The organism is Staphylococcus auricularis, assembly GCF_051172115.1.
Lineage (GTDB): Bacteria > Bacillota > Bacilli > Staphylococcales > Staphylococcaceae > Staphylococcus > Staphylococcus auricularis_A.
Genome location: NZ_JBPIZN010000001.1, coordinates 693,652 through 712,324, shown reverse-complemented (window position 1 = coordinate 712,324; position 18,673 = coordinate 693,652). Strand labels below are relative to the sequence as shown.

Here is an 18,673-nt window from a genome sequence, read left to right as displayed (position 1 = left end):
AAAGCATAAATAAGAAGAGTTGACGGCAACGATTCACCGTCGTACTATAGTCTTATTTGTAAGGAATATAAAGACAAGAACTTAAAGTTCATATATAATGATGGTGAGGTGAATGGAATGTCCTTTCTAAAGAAGCATGCTGAAATATTGTACAGTTATATCATAGGACTTGCTTCGCTGTTAATTGGTATCATCATCTTAGTTAACGTTCCACTGATACATAAATTAAATGGTAAAGAGAAAGTTACATTATATATAGATAATGTCTGGGATTTTATCAACGCGTTTTTCAGTGAAATTATCAGAGTGATGAGCCACTATATCGGTAATTTTCCGATTATCAGTGCAATTTTAATTATTTTATTCGGGGCATTATTAATCTACATCGGTACGTTATTGTTCCGAACTACAAAATATGACTATGATATTTCAATATTCTTTTTAGTCATTGGTATCTTATTTTTTATCATTACATTAATTTTAATGACGCAAGTGTATAGCTTTTTCGCTATTATATTTGTAATTCCTTTCGCGATACATATTGGCTACATCGTTTATAAAGATGAATTGAATCGAAATCATCGTAAAAGTCATTACTTACTGATTATCTTCAGTTATGGTATTTCTTATTTAATTACGCAAATCGTACTGTACAACCGAATTGGTAGTGACGAAATTCTACCGATTGATATCTTGAGTGTGAATGCATTCTTCTTAATAATGTGGTTATTAGGACAAATGGCGATTTGGAATTTCTTATTCCTTAGACGTTCATTACCATTAACAAAACAAGAATTAGGTGAGGAAGAGCCTGAGTTATCTAGAAAAGATAGAGACTCAGTAACAAACCAAACCAAAGAACGCTTAAAATCACTTCAAGATAAGACAACTGAATTCACGCGTAAGACAAGACGTAGTGTTGATATTGAAAAAATGAGAGCGAAAAAAGATAAATTCGTTAATAAATGGAAAGAAAAAATTGATATTCAAGAAGACGATATTCCAAAATGGATGAAACCACCAAAATGGATGAAGACCGCTTATATCGAACTCTTCTGTGGTGCGGTATTACTCTTCTTCACGATTATTGAATTTAACAACAGAAATTCATTATTCGTGTCCGGTCAATGGGAAATGTCACAAACACAATATGTCGTAGAATGGGTGACGCTGTTCTTACTCATGATCATCATCATCGCTTATATTTTAACGACACTTGTGAATTTCTTAAAAGGTAAATTTTATTATTTACAACTCTTCTTGATTAGTATTCTTTTCTTCAAATTACTCACAGAATTCGTCAACATTATGGTGCATGGCTTGTTGTTATCAACATTTATCACACCAATTCTACTCGTGATGTTGTTGGCAGTGGTTGTAGCCTTTATCATAAACTTACGTAAGGAAGCATATGACAGCATCGTTGAATAACGAATGGAATCAAAGACAGCGGTTTTTATTAAGTTAAAAGCCGCTGTTTTATTTTGGATTTTTCAATGATGAGGTAAATGAAGTTAGGGTTTGACGTGTACCAATTATGTTAAGATGATAGAATGAAGAGAAAGTACATGGTAAACAGCAGAAAGGACAGGAGGCATTTCCATGAAAACCGCAACGGTTAATAAAGGGAAAGAAACAAAATATTTAAATCAATATCCCCTTATTGAAGAAGACGATTTATACGCACATGATCACTTGAAAGAAGGGGATCTCTTTTATCTCGTAAATGATAGCGGACAATACATTGCGACTGCTTATGTAGGTCGTCAACATAAAGGGATTGGCTGGGTGCTCAGCTATGATAAAGACACTGATATCAATGTCTCATTTTTCGAAGCATTATTTACAGAAGCTTTAGAAGCACGTCAATACTTTTACCAAATTGAGGGGACAAATGCCTTTAGACTCTTCAATAGTGAAGGCGACGGTGTTGGTGGTTTAACGATCGATAATTACGATGGACACCTACTTATTCAATGGTACTCAAAAGGGATTTATAAATTCCGTTATACGATTTTAGAAGCAATCAAAAGTGTTTTTGATTATACTTCTATCTATGAAAAAATGCGTTTTAAAGATAAAGCAATTACAGGTGGTTTTGTAGAAGGGGAAGCCCCTGCGTTTTCGATTGTCATCGAAGAGAATTTCACATATTACAATGTCGATTTAGATGATGGACCGATGACAGGTATCTTTTTAGATCAAAAAGAAGTTAGAAAAAAATTGCGTGATCAGTTTGCAGAAGACCGAGATATATTGAATCTATTTAGTTATACTGGCGCATTTTCTGTTATCGCGGCTGAACATGCACAGACTACGACGAGTGTGGATCTCGCCAATCGTTCTAGAGCTTTAACTGAAGATAACTTTGGGCTTAATGGCATCGATCCTAAATCACAATACATTTATGTCATGGATACATTCGACTACTATAATTATGCGCGACGTCACAATAAAGTGTATGATACCATCGTCATCGATCCACCAAGCTTTGCGCGTAATAAAAATAAAACATTTTCAGTGCTTAAAGATTACGACAAATTGATTGAAGGTGCACTCGATATTTTAGCACCACAAGGCACATTATTACTCTGTACCAACCACAGCGGACTCAGTCTCAAATCATTTAAAAACACGGTCAAACGCACATTAGATGAAGCGGGCATAGACTATGAAATCAATGAAGTGATGGGGCTACCTAAAGACTTCAAAACACACCCACACTACAAACCATCTAAATATTTAAAAGCAATTTTTGTAACGATGAATTAACTAGATCTAAATGGGGTAACATCATAAAAATATGACTGTTATAGGAGTGAAAGTAATATGGGCATTAAAAATAAAATGACCAATAAATTAACAAATAAAGTGCTTAATATTGAAAATGTTGATACGAAACATTTTTTACCGACGGATGAAGCAGAGCTTGCTGAGCGTCATCAACGTGCACAAGCCATTGTACGTAAAAAAGCACTCTTATCTTCTAGTGTGAGTGTCGTACCGATTCCAGGTTTAGACTTTGGTGTAGATATCAAACTGATGAGAGATATCATCAGTGACATCAACAAGTTATATGGCTTAGATAAAAAACAAGTGAATTCACTTGGAGATGAAATGAAAGAACGTATTCTTACTGCAGCTGCTATCCAAGGTAGTCAATTCATCGGTAGAAAGGTTTCTGAAGGACTACTCAAAGTAGTGGTTCGCGATGTAGCGAAACGAACAGCAGTCAAACAAACGAAATGGTTCCCAGTCGTTGGGCAAGCACTTTCTGCATCCATTAGTTACTATTTCATGAAGAAAATCGGTGACGATCACATTGAAAAATGTGAAAAAGTGATTCGTGATTTATGGTGATATTAGAGCGTTTTCAAAAATGCGTCATAATATTGCTCAGATGTTGCGATAACTGGGATAGAACAGATTGAATTTATATGTAGTTTTTGGTAGAGTTTAGTATATAAAATGCACAAGGTTTTATAAAAAATCATTCTAGCTATACGAAGGAGTAATCAAATTATGGAACAAAAATCTTATGTAATTATCGACGAAACAGGCATTCATGCACGTCCAGCAACTATGCTCGTGCAAACAGCATCAAAATTTGATTCAGATATACAATTGGAGTACAACAGTAAAAAAGTAAACCTAAAATCAATCATGGGTGTTATGAGTTTAGGCGTAGGCAAAGATGCAGAAATCACAATTTATGCAGATGGTAGCGATGAAGCAGAAGCAATTGAATCAATCACTGAAGTTTTATCTAAAGAAGGCTTAACTGAGTAATATGTCTAACTATATGAAAGGTATCGCTGCCTCAGATGGTGTTGCAATTGCTAAGGCCTACTTACTTGTAGAGCCAGATTTATCATTTGATAAAGAACAAATTACAGATGTTGAATCTGAACTCGAAAAATTCAGAAACGCTATCGAAACAACAAAAGTGGAATTAACTAAAATTCGTAATAATGCAGAACAAAATTTAGGTGCAGATAAAGCGGCTATTTTTGACGCGCATTTACTTATTTTAGATGATCCTGAAATCATAAATCCCGTAGAAGATAAAATCAAAAACGATAAAGTGAATGCACCCACAGCATTAACTGAAGTCACTGATCAATTCGTTTCTATTTTTGAATCTATGGACAATGAATATATGAAAGAACGTGCAGCTGATATTCGTGACGTTTCAAAACGTGTATTGGCACACATTTTAGGTGTAGAATTACCAAATCCTAGCATGATTGATGAAAGCGTTGTCATCATTGGTAATGACTTAATACCTTCAGATACTGCACAGCTCAACAAAGCATACGTTCAAGGGTTTGTGACGAACATTGGTGGTAGAACGTCTCACTCAGCTATCATGAGTCGTTCAATGGAAATCGCAGCAGTCGTTGGTACAAAATCAATCACTGAAGAGGTTAAACAAGGTGATATGATTATCGTCGATGGATTAACTGGCGAAATCATTATTAATCCAACTGATGATGAAGTCATCGCTTATCAAAATAAACGTGAACGTTTCTTTGAAGATAAAAAAGAATTACAAAAATTACGTGAAGAAGCGTCTGTTACAGCAGATGGTAGGCAAGTCGAACTTGCTGCAAATATCGGTACACCAGAAGATTTAGACGGTGTCATTGAAAACGGTGCAGAAGGTATCGGTTTATACCGTACTGAATTCTTATACATGGGTAGAGATGAGTTACCTTCTGAAGAGGAACAATTTGAAGCCTATAAAAAAGTATTAGAAACGATGGATGGTAAACGTGTCGTCGTACGTACATTAGATATCGGTGGCGATAAAGAGTTACCATATATGAATTTACCTAAAGAAATGAACCCATTCTTAGGTTATCGTGCGATTCGTTTATGTTTAGATCAACCAGATATTTTCCGTCCTCAATTACGTGCGCTATTACGTGCATCTACGTACGGAAAACTCAATATCATGTTCCCAATGGTTGCGACAATTCAAGAATTCCGTGATGCTAAAGCATTGTTGGAAGAAGAAAAAGCAAACTTAGAACAAGAAGGCGTAGAAGTCGCAGATGATATTGAATTAGGTATTATGGTTGAAATTCCTTCAACAGCTGCATTAGCAGATATCTTTGCGAAAGAAGTGGACTTCTTTAGTATCGGTACAAACGACTTAATTCAATATACAATGGCTGCAGACCGTATGTCAGAACGCGTATCATATCTTTACCAACCATATAATCCAGCTATTTTACGTTTGGTTAAACAAGTCATCGAAGCTTCTCATAAAGAAGGTAAATGGACTGGCATGTGTGGTGAAATGGCAGGGGATGAAATCGCGATTCCATTATTACTCGGTCTAGGTTTAGATGAGTTCTCAATGAGCGCAACATCTATCCTTAAAGCAAGACGCCAAATTTCGAACTTAAGTAAAAACGAAATGAATGAATTATCTAATCGCGCGATTGATTGTGCGACTTCAGATGAAGTTCAAACATTAGTTAAACAATACGCGAAATAAAGTAGGATATGAAAGTGCCACCCGATGTAGGTTGATACAGACCTGCATAAGGGTGGCATTTTTATTTATCGTGTTAAACTTTGTTTTAAAATATGGTCCTATGAGTCATTGTTGTTTAGAAATATTGGATGGACTATTATGATTCAGATGTTTCGATGTGACACACTTGATTGATTTTATCCATGTCGACTTGGTACATCGGTTCGCCGTCCAATAGAATAAAAGGTGTCGCAAATGCATTGTAATCTATCATTTCATTACGGTACTCACTTTTAGCGATATTTTTTTCAGTGTAAGGTACCTCGTGATGTGTTAAGTAATTCTTAACGAATGTACACGGAGGACAATCATTTTGTGTATAGATAGTTATATCTGGCATCTAACCGCTCCTTTTCATTCATTCAATACACCTTACTATAAGAGAAGCAAGGTCACATTTCAAGCAGCTCAACTGATTTAAAGGAAATATATGATGATATTTATCAAATGAAAGCGAATGTAGTATCATATGACTATGCATAACAAATGATAAGTGATCGAAAATCACCACCTATTTTTAGTGGAGGCAACAATTAATGGATAAAGAATATGTAGTAATCGGATTAGGTCGTTTTGGCGGCAGTATTGTGAGAGAACTAAATGCTTTAGATATGGATGTCATGGCGATTGATAGTAACGAAGAACGTGTGAATGAATACAGTGATATCGCCACACATGCGGTAGTCGCGAATACAACAGATGAAGCGGTGATGAAAAGTTTAGGTATCCGTAACTTTGATCATGTGATTGTAGCCATTGGTGAAAATATCCAATCTAGTACGTTAACGACACTGATTTTAAAAGAATTAGGTGTTAAAAAAGTAACGGCTAAGGCCCAAAATGATTACCATGCGAAAATATTAAATAAAATAGGAGCGGACACAGTTGTTCACCCAGAGCGGGATATGGGAAGACGTATTGCGCATAATGTAGCGAGTGCGAGTGTACTTGATTATCTCGAATTAGCGGATGAGCATTCTATCGTTGAAATTAAAACGAGTGAAAAAATGGCAGGACAATCCATTGTTGAACTCGATGCACGTGCACAATTTGGTATTAATATCATCGCGATCAAACGAGGGAGCGAATTTATCGTCGCACCTGATCCTAATATGAATATTGAAATCGGGGATATCTTAATTATTATCGGACATGATAATGATTTAGATCGCTTCGAGAAAAAAATCGTTCGATAGTATAATAAAATGAAGTGAGAAAGATAAAGTAAATCGCAAGATTTTACAAAGCATCAAGTATTATAGGAAGCATAATGGATTAAAAATATAATTAATTATTGAAATAGGATACTACATTACTTTTAGAAATTAAACACCGTATAAAAGAGTGTCCTCACCTAGCTCATTGTGTAAAGTTGTTTGATAAGATTGCATGACCGTCCGAGACTCCTGAGGCATCTAGCCGAAACTGAAAATCCATTTTGGCTAAATACTTGTGGTAATTTAAAGTGTCATTAATTAGCCAAAATTAGTTGAAGTGAGGCGCCTAGGAAAGCGAGGACAGGTAAGCAATCTGTAGAACACCACTTAATATATAGTGACATTTACCCACTAAGAACTAGAAAAAACCTGCTGGCAATGTTGAGTCATTGCCAGCAGGTTTTGTTTATTTTTCTGAAGTTGTTTGTTGTTTTGCTTTGTCATTGTGATTTGATTTATGGTTACGTTGATCATTTTTCTTATGATTAGATTTACCTCTATACTTCGCTTTCAATGAACGATTTGATTTTGTTTTTTTCGCTGAATGAGAGGTAGATTGAGGGGGATTACCATCTTCATTTACTTTCATGATGATTGGTAAAATCATCGGTTTACGTGCTGTTTTTTCAAATAGATAAGGTTGCAATGTCTCAATAATAGATGATTTAATTTGATGCCACTGAATGTCTTTATTTTGGTTTAGTTTTGAAATGACTTCTGTCTTAATACGACGTTGTGCATCGTAAATGAGTTGCCCAGATTCACGCATGTAAACGAAACCACGTGAGATGATATCAGGACCTGAAAGTAATTGGTTCGTGTTGAAATCGATACTGACAACTACAATGACTAAACCTTCTTCGGATAATAGCTTACGGTCGCGAATAACGACGTTACCAATATCACCAATACCGCTACCATCTACGAGTACGTTACCAGAAGGGATACGTCCTGCCTTGCGTCCTGAATCGTGTGTCAGTGCAACTACGTCCCCGATATCACAGATGAATACTTGATCAGGATCGACACCACATTCAATACCTGATTCGCTGTGTGCTTTCAACATACGATATTCACCGTGGATAGGCATGAAGAATTTAGGACGTAACAAACGTAACATTAACTGTTGATCGACTTTAGAGCCGTGACCAGAAGTATGGATGTTAGATACTTTGTTATGGATAACTTCTGCACCTGCACGATATAATGCATTGATTGTGCGGTTGATGCTTTTCGTATTACCTGGAATAGGTGAAGAACTGAATACGACAGTATCTTCAGGAATGATTTTAATTTGTTTATGTGTACCGTTTGCGATACGTGATAACGCCGCCATCGGTTCACCTTGAGATCCAGTACATAAAATGACTAATTCATGTTTGGATACACTATTGATTTTGTTTGGTTCAATGAAGGTTTCTGGTGGGGCTTTAATATAACCGAGCTCCATACCGATACTGATGTTATTTTCCATTGAGCGTCCAAACGTTACGATTTTTCTACCGTATTTAACTGCAGCTTCGACTGCTTGTTGAACCCGGTAAATATTGGATGCGAACGTCGCAAAGATAATACGTCCAGAACAATTACGGAAGATTTTGTCGACGTTTTGTCCCACTTCTCGTTCACTCATCGTAAAGTCAGGGACTAATGAGTTTGTAGAGTCAGAAAGTAGGCAAAGGACACCTTCATCGCCGAGTTTTGCCATTCTTGCAATGTTTGCGGGTTTACCCACCGGTGTAAAGTCAAATTTAAAATCACCTGTGTGAACGATGTTACCTTCAGGTGTATGCACGACAACACCGTAAGTTTCTGGAATACTGTGTGTAGTTAAGTAAAAAGATACTTCAAAATGTTTTGATTTAATGACACTATCTTCATCGATTTCATTTAATTTAGCATTACGAAGTAAATGATGCTCTTCTAATTTATTGCGTATTAGACCTAAAGCCAATGGGCCACCATAGATAGGCACATTGATTTGTTTTAGTAGGTAGGGCACACCACCTATATGGTCTTCGTGTCCATGAGTGATAAATAATCCCACGATTTTATCTTGGTTTTGTTCAAGATAAGTATAATCAGGGATTACGTAATCAATACCAAGTAAGTTATCATCAGGGAATTTAATACCTGCATCAATGATGACAATTTCATCTTGATATTCAACGGCATAGGTATTTTTACCTATTTCACCTAAGCCGCCTAAAGCATAGACAGCTACTTCATTTTTATGGATTTGCTTCATTATTCAGCATGCTCCACTTTGAAGTGATCGGATTGTTTTTCATATTCTAAATGTGCGCCCTCTAATTTAGTTATGAATTCGATGTTATAGTTTCTATCTTTTAAATAGCGTCTCACTTGTTCTTCGCTTTCGCCTTCTACATAAATTGTTTGTGTATTTTCACGAACGATGACTTCATCGTTATTTTCTTGATAAAAAACTTTATAAATTGACATAATACTTTGTTCCTCCTGCATTTTGAAAAATTTCTCTTTATTGTGAAACCCTAGTCGAATACTTGGTCGAATATGGATAGTAAAAGCTTATTAAGAATGACCATTACTATAGTACGTAGGTTATGTTTTAAATAAAAATAGAACATACCAGCTTTTCTGCCCAGTATGTTTAGGGTTTTTAGATTACGTTCAAATGAAGAAAACACGTAAGAACTACGTGTTTTTCAGTTATTTCCTATTTTACATGATGTAGGTGAATAAATAAAGCAGTTTTATTTTTAAAAACAAATTTTAACGTACCTTCACTGGCGCAAAAATGGGCTTGTGATGTTTCTAATGATATGATTTCAACAACCATATGCTATAATACATATAGTAAGAAAATTGAGAAAAATACGAACTCGATAAAGTAGGTGTCATCATGGATGTGAATCATCTCATAGAAATTGTGAAGCATGAACAGCAACGTACAGATAAAATCTTTCAAACATTGTCTTTAGAAAGAAGAGGCGATGAGGTCGTTGTATTTTTTAATTATGAAGAAAAAGTAGATAATGAACGAGAGGATCAACATTTCATTCAGCATCACCACGATCCAGTGTTTGTTGAAGCGGATAATCTCAATGCTCTGATCAAGCAACTCAATCAAATCGGAACGGCTTATGAATTAAGAGATGATGTGTTTATGTAAAAAAAGTGACCAACAAAGTCTTCATCCTGATGAATCATCAAAGCATGAGACTTTATTGATCACTATGCAGCGTGAGTAAGCGTGAGTAAAAAAATTATACACTTACTGCGTTATCATGTGGTTGTAATGGTTGGTCTTTATCAATGTAGTCATAGAACATAATACCGTTTAAATGGTCAATTTCGTGTTGTACTACAACAGCTGGATAACCTTTCAAACGTAATTTAACGTCTTTACCATCAATGTCTTTCGCTTGTACTGTTACTCTGTATTTACGATGTACGAGGCCAGGAATGTCTTCATCGACACTTAAACATCCTTCGCCAGTAGGTAAGTATGCTTCTTGGATACTGTGACTCATGACTTTAGGATTCACAAGCATAAGGTCGTAAGATTTTCCATCGCCATCGTCAGGTAGATAAACAGCGATCATACGTTTAGGAACATTGATTTGTGGTGCAGCAAGACCTACACCTGAACGCAAGCCATATTTGTTGGCTGTTTTTTCATCTTGACTATTTATTAAAAATTCTCTCATTGATTTTAATGTTTCGCGCTCTTCATCAGAAAGCGGAAGTTCAACATCTTGCGCTTTTTCACGCAATGTTGGATGACCATCTTTAATAATGTCTTTCATTGTTAACATAAATTGCATACACCTTCCTTACTTATTATATTACCAAAAATGATGGTTTGAAATACAGTATTCTATTAGCTTATGATCATTTTATTATATAATATAGCCACTATCATAGAAGGAGGGTTTATTGAGAATGAAATTAAGACATGGGCTAGGTGTATTACTCGCTTCAAGCCTACTACTGACGGCCTGTACAACGGATAAAGGCGAAATTGAAGATTACAATGAACAAATTCAAAAAGCATTCGACAAAGAGAATGCCATCCCTGAAATTGGGAAAAATTTAAATGAATTAGAAGAAAAGAAACAAGATTTAGTAAAAGATGTAAATGGTAACAGTGAAGGTGCAATGCAAGATGCGTCTAAGAAAGTAATTGATAACATCGACGAACGCAAAAAAGAATTCAAAAAAGAAGAAAAAGCAATCGATAAATCTGAAGATGAATTTAAAGAAGCACAAAAACACGTCGATAATATTAGTGATGACGACAAACATAAACAAGTCAAAGAGTTAGATGATGCATTAGTAGAAAAATATGAAGCCCATGACTCATATGCCAAAGCCTATCACAACGTGATGGATGCAGAGAAATCTCTCTTCAACTATACCTCAGGTGAAGACATCGACCAAAACGGCATCGATGAGAGATCTGAAAAAGTGACTGACTCCTATAAAAAAATGGATAAAGCTTTCGAGAAATACTCTAAAGCGATGAATAAAGTGAACAAAGAAAAACAAGATGTAGACGAACTCACTTAGCATGACAACGCAATTTAATTTAAATTAGACGAAATTGTTAAAATTAATGAAAATGCTTTAAATCATTTGATATATAATAGTATAATTAAGAGTGTAAGAAATTGTTATATCATACTAATACAGAGGGTAACAAAGTATTAGTACAGCTCTGAAACTGTACTGTTCCAAGGTGTTACAGAAGTTATTTAAAAAAGTTAACAGTTTGAAATATTTGTGGTACAATATCAGAGGATAAAATGAATTTCTATTATATGGGAAAGGTATGGTGAATTGAATGGCTACGAAGTTGAAAGCCCAATTCGATGCAGAGAAAGTATTGGAAGATACTCAATCTCAATTTGAAATGATCCAAGTTTTGGATGAAGACGGTAATGTAGTAAATGAAGACTTAGTACCTGACTTATCTGATGAAGAATTAGTAGAATTAATGAGAAGAATGGTGTGGACACGTATCCTCGACCAACGTTCTATTTCATTAAATAGACAAGGTCGTTTAGGTTTCTACGCGCCTACAGCAGGTCAAGAAGCTTCACAATTAGCATCTCAATATGCTTTAGAAAAAGATGACTTTATCTTACCTGGTTACCGCGATGTGCCTCAATTAATTTGGCACGGTTTACCATTGACTGAAGCGTTCTTATTCTCAAGAGGACACTTTAAAGGTAACCAAATGCCTGAAGGCGTGAACGCAATGAGCCCACAAATTATCATCGGTGCTCAATATGTTCAAACAGCAGGCGTTGCGCTCGGTATTAAAAAACGCGGTAAAAATTCTGTAGCAATCACTTATACTGGTGACGGTGGTTCATCACAAGGTGACTTCTACGAAGGAATTAATTTTGCTTCTGCATATAAAGTACCAGCCATCTTTGTAATACAAAATAATAACTATGCAATCTCAACTCCACGTAACAAACAAACTGCTGCTAAATCATTAGCACAAAAAGCTATTGCAGTAGGTATTCCTGGTATCCAAGTTGACGGTATGGATGCATTAGCAGTATACCAAGCAACGAAAGAAGCACGTGATCGTGCAGTTAATGGTGAAGGTCCATCATTAATTGAAACAATCACTTATCGTTATGGTCCTCACACAATGGCAGGGGATGACCCAACTAAATACAGAACTTCAGATGAAGACTCTGAATGGGAGAAAAAAGATCCTTTAGTACGTTTCAGAAAATATCTTGAAGGCAAAGGTTTATGGTCTGAAGAAAAAGAAAACGAAGTTATTGATAATGCAAAAGCAGAAATCAAAGCTGCTATCAAAGAGGCAGACGGCGTAGAAAAACAAACTGTTACAGACTTAATCGAAAACATGTACGAAGACATGCCTTACAACTTAGCAGAACAATATGAAATTTATAAAGAGAAGGAGTCGAAGTAACCCATGGCACAAATGACAATGGTTCAAGCGATTAACAACGCGCTTAAAACTGAATTACAAAACGACGAAAATGTTTTACTTTTCGGAGAAGACGTTGGTGTTAATGGTGGTGTTTTCCGTGTAACTGAAGGGTTACAAAAAGAATTTGGTGAAGACCGTGTATTCGATACACCTTTAGCAGAATCTGGTATCGGTGGCTTAGCACTTGGTTTAGCAGTTGAAGGCTATCGTCCGGTTATGGAAATCCAATTCTTAGGTTTCGTATTCGAGGTATTCGACTCAATCGCTGGTCAAATTGCACGTACACGTTTCCGTTCAGGTAACTCTAAATCAGCACCAGTAACAATCCGTGCTCCATTTGGTGGTGGCGTGCACACACCAGAATTACACTCTGATAACTTAGAAGGTATCTTAGCTCAATCACCAGGATTAAGAGTTGTCATTCCTTCAAATCCTTACGACGCAAAAGGATTACTTATTTCAGCAATCAGAAGTAACGATCCTGTCGTATTCTTAGAACACATGAAAATTTATCGTTCATTCCGTGAAGAAGTTCCGGAAGAAGAATACACTGTTGACCTTGATAAAGCGAGCGTTAAACAAGAAGGTAACGATATTACATTAATCGCTTATGGCGCAATGGTTCAAGAATCATTAAAAGCAGCAGAAGAACTCGAAAAAGACGGTTATTCTGTAGAAGTGATCGACTTACGTACAGTTCAACCACTCGATATTGATACACTTGTTGCTTCAGTAGAAAAAACAGGTCGTGCTGTTGTCGTACAAGAAGCGCAACGTCAAGCTGGTGTAGGTGCAGCAGTTGCTTCAGAACTTGCAGAACGTGCTATCCTTTCATTAGAAGCACCAATTGCTCGTGTAGCTGCAGCTGATACTGTATATCCATTCACTCAAGTTGAAAACGTTTGGTTACCAAACAAAAACGATATTGTTGAACAAGCAAAAGCGACATTAGAATTCTAGTAATAACTTGATAAAGTAGGCTTCGATCAAGAGCAGGCAAAACGTACCCTTGAGATAGCCTACTTTTTCGAGATATATCATATATTATGATTTAAATTGAAATATTAGGAGGACAAAGACGTGTCATTTGAATTTAAATTACCAGATATAGGTGAAGGTATTCATGAAGGTGAAATCGTAAAATGGTTTGTTAAAGCTGGAGATGAAATAGAAGAAGATGATGTCTTAGCAGAAGTGCAAAATGACAAATCTGTAGTTGAAATTCCGTCTCCTGTTTCAGGTAAAATCGAAGAAGTGTTAGTTGAAGAAGGCACTGTAGCAGTTGTTGGTGACCCAATCATCCGCATGGATTCACCAGACGCTGAAGGTATGACTTTCAAAGGCCAAGACAACGACGACGCTTCTGACGATGCAAAAGAAGAAGCACCTAAAGAGGAAGAAACAAAAGAAGAAACAACTCAAGAAGCACCTGCTGATGAAGATGTAGATGAAAACAGAAAAGTTAAAGCAATGCCATCAGTTCGCAAGTATGCACGCGAAAAAGGTGTTAATATTAAAGCAGTGTCAGGATCAGGTAAAAATGGTCGTATCACTAAAGAAGATGTTGACACTTATCTAAATGGTGGCGGTGCAAGCGCTGCTGATAGCGAAGATAGCCAAGCTGCTGAATCAACTGGCAGTGAACAATCAGCTGCCGCAAGCAACGATGCATTCCCTGAAACAACTGAAAGAATACCAGCAATGCGTAAAGCAATTGCTAAAGCAATGGTTAATTCTAAACACACTGCACCTCACGTAACATTGATGGATGAAATCGATGTTCAAGACTTATGGGATCACCGTAAAAAATTCAAAGAAGTTGCTGCAGAACAAGGCATCAAACTTACATTCTTACCTTATGTAGTTAAAGCACTTGTATCAGCACTTAAAAAATTCCCAGCATTGAATACTGAATTCAATGAAGAAGCTGGCGAAATCGTGAATAAACATTACTGGAACATTGGTATCGCAGCAGATACTGACAGAGGTTTACTCGTACCTGTTGTTAAAAATGCTGACCGTAAATCAATCTTTGAAATTTCAAGTGAAATTAACGAGTTAGCTGGTAAAGCACGTGACGGTAAATTAACTAACGATGAAATGAAAGGTGCAACTTGCACAATCACAAACATCGGTTCTGCTGGTGGTCAATGGTTCACTCCAGTTATCAACCAACCAGAAGTTGCTATCTTAGGTATTGGCCGTATTGCACAAAAACCAATTGTTAAGGATGGAGAAATTATTGCAGCTCCAGTACTTGCATTATCATTGAGCTTTGACCATAGACAAATTGATGGTGCTACTGGACAAAACGCTATGAATCACATCAAGCGTCTATTAAATAATCCAGAATTATTATTAATGGAGGGGTAAAATATGGTAGTCGGAGATTTTCCTATTGAAACAGATACTATAGTTATTGGTGCAGGACCAGGAGGATACGTTGCAGCGATTCGTGCAGCGCAACTAGGTCAAAAAGTAACAATCGTTGAAAAAGGTGACTTAGGTGGCGTTTGCTTAAACGTTGGCTGTATTCCTTCTAAAGCATTATTACACGTTTCTCACCGTTTCGTTGAAGCACAAGATTCAGAAAATCTTGGTGTTGTCGCTGATGGCGTGAAACTTAACTATGATAAAGTTCAAGAATTCAAATCATCTGTTGTTAATAAATTAACAGGTGGTGTTGAAAGCTTACTTAAAGGTAACAAAGTAGAAATCGTTAAAGGTGAAGCTTATTTCGTAGACGATCACAGCTTACGTGTGATGGACGAAAAAAGTGCACAAACTTACAACTTCAAACACGCTATCTTAGCTACTGGTTCTAGACCAATCGAAATTCCTAATTTCGAATTTAGTGACCGCGTGTTAGATTCTACTGGTGCTTTAAACTTACAAGAAGTACCTAACAAACTTGTTGTAATCGGTGGCGGTTACATCGGTTCAGAATTAAGTACTGCATTTGCAAACTTCGGTTCTGAAGTGACAATCTTAGAAGGCGCTAAAGACATCTTAGGCGGTTTCGAAAAACAAATGTCACAACCCGTTAAAAAAGGCATGAAAGCAAAAGGCATTGACGTTGTTACAAATGCGATGGCTAAAAATGCTGAAGAAACAGAAGACGGTGTGAAAGTGACTTACGAAGTTAAAGGCGAAGAAAAAACAATCGACGCTGACTACGTATTAGTTACTGTAGGTCGTCGTCCAAATACGGATGAACTTGGACTTGAAGAAATCGGTATTAAATATGGAGAACGCGGCTTATTAGAAGTTGATAAACAAAGCCGTACTTCAGTAGAAAATATCTTCGCAATTGGTGACATCGTACCGGGATTAGCACTTGCGCACAAAGCAAGCTATGAAGGTAAAGTTGCTGCTGAAGTGATTGCAGGAGAAGCTTCTGAAGTAGACTATGTAGGTATGCCAGCTGTTGCCTTCACTGAACCTGAACTTGCGCAAGTAGGTTACACTGAAGCACAAGCTAAAGAAGAAGGCGTTGAATATAAAGCTTCTAAATTCCCTTATGCAGCAAACGGCCGTGCGTTATCATTAGATGATACAACTGGTTTCGTTAAATTAATCACTACTAAAGAAGACAACACACTTATCGGTGCACAAGTTGCAGGTACAGGTGCTTCAGATGTCATTGCTGAATTAGGTTTAGCAATCGAATCTGGTATGAACGCTGAAGATATCGCGTTAACTGTACATGCTCACCCAACTTTAGGTGAAATGTCTATGGAAGCTGCTGAAAAAGCATTAGGCTTACCAATCCATACAATGTAATTAAACGCGCTTATTATAAGCTCGTTTTAAGCAATATCATAGAGGCTGGGACTTCGTTATGTCCCGGCCTTTTCATTTATAATGAACAATCAATTCCATTGAGAAAGGAATGAATCGTATCGAATATCAATATCCGATTGATCTTGATTGGTCAAACGAAGAAATGATGCAAGTAGTCTCATTTTTCAATGCTGTCGAAGCTTATTTTGAAGATCAAGTAGAACGTGAGACGCTCATGGAACGTTATCGCCAATTTAAACAAATCGTTCCAGGTAAAGCAGAAGAAAAACAAACCTTTAAATCATTTGAAAAAGCGAGCGGTTACAGTAGTTACCAAGCTGTCAAAGATGCTCAAAACCATCCTGATCAAAAAATGATTGGGAAAAACTTAAAATAAAGCTTGTCTTTAGAGCTACATTCTGATATTTTTATTAATCAGTAAACAAAATGTTTAGTAAAAGTAAACAGAATGTAGCTTTTTTTAGTTGATTAATCGACAAGGAAATGAAGGATAAAGGTGAAAGAGATGGCTTTGGATATAGGAAATCGATTACGTAATCTACGACGAATTAAAGATCTAACCCAAGAAGAGTTAGCTGAACGGACAGACTTGTCAAAAGGGTATATTTCACAGATTGAAAGTGATCATGCTTCTCCTAGTATGGAAACATTTTTGCTCATTCTAGAAGTATTAGGAACGACGCCAAGTGAATTTTTCGCAGTTAAAAATGAAGCAAAAGTGCTTTATCCAAAAGCGGCTCAAACGACTTATGATGAATACGATGAAGGTTATGTGTTGAACTGGTTAGTGAGTGAGTCGAACGAATTTGAAATGGAACCATTGCTACTCACGTTAAGACCGCAATCCGCTTATAAGCAGTTTAAGCCTTCTAATTCTGAAACATTTATCTATTGTCTAGAAGGTCAAGTTCGTCTCGTACTTGGATCTCAAGTTTATGACGCAAATGAAGGAGATGCGCTTTATTTTAAAGCAGATCAACGCCATCATCTATCGAACCCAACATCAGCATCTACGCGTGTGTTAATTGTAGTGACATCATCTTATTTATAGGAGGGACACCATGAACCCATTATTTTCATTAAACGGAATTACGAAATCATATGATGGAACAACGATTTTAGACGAAATCAATTTAGATATTGAACAAGGTTACTTTTATACATTACTGGGTCCTTCCGGATGTGGGAAAACGACAATTCTTAAGCTGATTGCTGGTTTCGAAACGCCAGACGAAGGCCAGATTATTTATAAAGATCGTGATATAAAGCACTTACCTGCGAACAAGAGAAGGGTGAATACAGTCTTTCAAGATTATGCGCTATTTCCTCATTTAAATGTCTATGAAAATATAGCCTTTGGTTTAAAGTTAAAGAAAATGAAGCAACAAGACATAGATCAAAAAGTCAAAGAAGCGTTGAAGTTAGTGAAATTATCAGGTTTTGAAACTCGCGATATCGACGAGTTAAGTGGTGGTCAAAAGCAACGTATTGCGATTGCAAGAGCGATTGTGAACGAACCTGAAATCCTACTGTTAGATGAATCTTTATCAGCACTTGATTTAAAACTGAGAACAGAAATGCAGTACGAGTTGAGAGAACTTCAGTCTCGTTTAGGTATTACGTTTATCTTTGTTACACATGACCAAGAAGAAGCACTCGCGCTCAGTGATTACATCTTTGTGATGAAAGATGGCAAGGTTCAACAATTTGGAACACCGACAGATATTTATGATGAGCCGGTGAATCGTTTTGTGGCAGATTTTATCGGTGAGTCCAATATTGTAGAAGGTCAGATGGTAGAAGATTTTGTCGTAAATATTTATGGTCAAGATTTTGAATGTGTGGACCAGGGTATTCCTTCTGACAAAGATGTTGAAGTCGTCATACGTCCCGAAGATATCTCGTTAGTCGATGCCTCCCAAGGATTATTTGAAGTGACCGTGGATTCCATGTTGTTTAGAGGTGTGCACTATGAAATTTGTTGTATTGATCGCAAGCAATATGAATGGGTCATTCACACGACGAAAAAGGCAGAAGTCGGAGCGAAAGTAGGGTTATACTTTGATCCTGAAGCGATTCATATAATGGTACCTGGAGAGTCAGAAGCAGAGTTTGATAAACGTATAGAAAGTTATGAGGAATAGG

At 36.6% G+C, this 18,673-nt stretch carries 19 protein-coding genes; 15 read left to right on the top strand and 4 right to left on the bottom strand.

What is annotated here, in order from left to right:
• The first annotated feature begins 117 nt into the window (after positions 1 to 117).
• The 5 genes from auxA (at position 118) to ptsP (ending at position 5,506) form a co-directional block, all read left to right on the top strand.
• Positions 118 to 1,431 carry a lipoteichoic acid stability factor AuxA gene (gene auxA / locus ACSBRB_RS03445; RefSeq protein ID WP_435031623.1) on the top strand — a complete coding sequence of 438 codons (1,314 nt, stop codon included), beginning with the start codon at positions 118 to 120 and terminating at the stop codon, positions 1,429 to 1,431.
• Between the two features lie 171 nt (positions 1,432 to 1,602).
• Positions 1,603 to 2,772, top strand: coding sequence for a class I SAM-dependent rRNA methyltransferase (locus ACSBRB_RS03440; RefSeq protein WP_435031622.1), 1,170 nt, complete (start codon positions 1,603 to 1,605; stop codon positions 2,770 to 2,772).
• 57 nt (positions 2,773 to 2,829) lie between these two features.
• Positions 2,830 to 3,360 carry a DUF697 domain-containing protein gene (locus ACSBRB_RS03435; RefSeq protein ID WP_435031621.1) on the top strand — a complete coding sequence of 177 codons (531 nt, stop codon included), beginning with the start codon at positions 2,830 to 2,832 and terminating at the stop codon, positions 3,358 to 3,360.
• A 162-nt stretch (positions 3,361 to 3,522) separates the two neighbouring features.
• Positions 3,523 to 3,789, top strand: a complete 267-nt coding sequence (locus tag ACSBRB_RS03430; protein WP_059106551.1) for a phosphocarrier protein HPr — start codon at positions 3,523 to 3,525, stop codon at positions 3,787 to 3,789.
• Between the two features lies 1 nt (position 3,790).
• The gene (gene ptsP, locus ACSBRB_RS03425) at positions 3,791 to 5,506 is read left to right on the top strand and encodes a phosphoenolpyruvate--protein phosphotransferase (RefSeq protein ID WP_435031620.1); all 1,716 of its coding nucleotides are present in this window, start codon (positions 3,791 to 3,793) and stop codon (positions 5,504 to 5,506) included.
• A 136-nt stretch (positions 5,507 to 5,642) separates the two neighbouring features.
• Here ptsP and ACSBRB_RS03420 read toward each other — a convergent pair whose 3' ends face one another.
• Positions 5,643 to 5,885, bottom strand: a complete 243-nt coding sequence (locus ACSBRB_RS03420) for a glutaredoxin family protein (protein WP_435031619.1) — start codon at positions 5,883 to 5,885, stop codon at positions 5,643 to 5,645.
• Between the two features lie 196 nt (positions 5,886 to 6,081).
• On the opposite strand from ACSBRB_RS03420, the gene ACSBRB_RS03415 reads away from it, so the two are divergent.
• Complete coding sequence (locus ACSBRB_RS03415; RefSeq protein ID WP_107392419.1) at positions 6,082 to 6,741, top strand: potassium channel family protein; 660 nt, start codon at positions 6,082 to 6,084, stop codon at positions 6,739 to 6,741.
• A gap of 427 nt (positions 6,742 to 7,168) precedes the next feature.
• On the opposite strand, the gene rnjA is transcribed toward ACSBRB_RS03415, so the two are convergent.
• Both rnjA and ACSBRB_RS03405 read right to left on the bottom strand, forming a co-directional pair.
• Positions 7,169 to 9,010, bottom strand: coding sequence for a ribonuclease J1 (rnjA, locus tag ACSBRB_RS03410; protein ID WP_435031618.1), 1,842 nt, complete (start codon positions 9,008 to 9,010; stop codon positions 7,169 to 7,171).
• Positions 9,010 to 9,225, bottom strand: a complete 216-nt coding sequence (locus ACSBRB_RS03405; RefSeq protein ID WP_435031617.1) for a DNA-dependent RNA polymerase subunit epsilon — start codon at positions 9,223 to 9,225, stop codon at positions 9,010 to 9,012. The genes rnjA and ACSBRB_RS03405 overlap by 1 nt, the downstream gene beginning before the upstream one ends.
• A 421-nt stretch (positions 9,226 to 9,646) precedes the next feature.
• On the opposite strand from ACSBRB_RS03405, the gene ACSBRB_RS03400 reads away from it, so the two are divergent.
• Positions 9,647 to 9,916, top strand: coding sequence for a hypothetical protein (locus ACSBRB_RS03400; RefSeq protein WP_435031616.1), 270 nt, complete (start codon positions 9,647 to 9,649; stop codon positions 9,914 to 9,916).
• 94 nt (positions 9,917 to 10,010) lie between these two features.
• On the opposite strand, the gene def is transcribed toward ACSBRB_RS03400, so the two are convergent.
• Positions 10,011 to 10,562 carry a peptide deformylase gene (gene def / locus ACSBRB_RS03395; RefSeq protein ID WP_435031615.1) on the bottom strand — a complete coding sequence of 184 codons (552 nt, stop codon included), beginning with the start codon at positions 10,560 to 10,562 and terminating at the stop codon, positions 10,011 to 10,013.
• Positions 10,563 to 10,689: 127 nt separating this feature from the next.
• Between def and ACSBRB_RS03390 the strand changes: the two genes are divergently transcribed.
• The 8 genes from ACSBRB_RS03390 to ACSBRB_RS03355 all read left to right on the top strand — a co-directional run bounded on the left by ACSBRB_RS03390 (position 10,690) and on the right by ACSBRB_RS03355 (position 18,672).
• Positions 10,690 to 11,316 (top strand): YkyA family protein, encoded by a 627-nt coding sequence (locus ACSBRB_RS03390; protein WP_435031614.1) that lies wholly within the window; start codon positions 10,690 to 10,692, stop codon positions 11,314 to 11,316.
• Between the two features lie 274 nt (positions 11,317 to 11,590).
• A complete protein-coding gene (gene pdhA, locus ACSBRB_RS03385; RefSeq protein ID WP_435031613.1) occupies positions 11,591 to 12,703 on the top strand; it encodes a pyruvate dehydrogenase (acetyl-transferring) E1 component subunit alpha in 1,113 nt (370 codons plus the stop codon).
• 3 nt (positions 12,704 to 12,706) lie between these two features.
• Complete coding sequence (locus ACSBRB_RS03380) at positions 12,707 to 13,684, top strand: alpha-ketoacid dehydrogenase subunit beta (protein WP_435031612.1); 978 nt, start codon at positions 12,707 to 12,709, stop codon at positions 13,682 to 13,684.
• Positions 13,685 to 13,804: 120 nt separating this feature from the next.
• Positions 13,805 to 15,097, top strand: a complete 1,293-nt coding sequence (locus tag ACSBRB_RS03375) for a dihydrolipoamide acetyltransferase family protein (RefSeq protein ID WP_107392501.1) — start codon at positions 13,805 to 13,807, stop codon at positions 15,095 to 15,097.
• Between the two features lie 3 nt (positions 15,098 to 15,100).
• The gene (gene lpdA, locus ACSBRB_RS03370) at positions 15,101 to 16,507 is read left to right on the top strand and encodes a dihydrolipoyl dehydrogenase (protein WP_435031611.1); all 1,407 of its coding nucleotides are present in this window, start codon (positions 15,101 to 15,103) and stop codon (positions 16,505 to 16,507) included.
• Positions 16,508 to 16,625: 118 nt separating this feature from the next.
• Positions 16,626 to 16,904, top strand: a complete 279-nt coding sequence (locus ACSBRB_RS03365) for a UPF0223 family protein (RefSeq protein WP_435031795.1) — start codon at positions 16,626 to 16,628, stop codon at positions 16,902 to 16,904.
• 135 nt (positions 16,905 to 17,039) lie between these two features.
• Entirely contained in the window at positions 17,040 to 17,579 is a 540-nt protein-coding gene (locus tag ACSBRB_RS03360; RefSeq protein ID WP_435031794.1) for a helix-turn-helix domain-containing protein, read from the top strand.
• A gap of 10 nt (positions 17,580 to 17,589) precedes the next feature.
• A complete protein-coding gene (locus tag ACSBRB_RS03355) occupies positions 17,590 to 18,672 on the top strand; it encodes an ABC transporter ATP-binding protein (protein ID WP_435031610.1) in 1,083 nt (360 codons plus the stop codon).
• Position 18,673 lies beyond the last annotated feature (1 nt).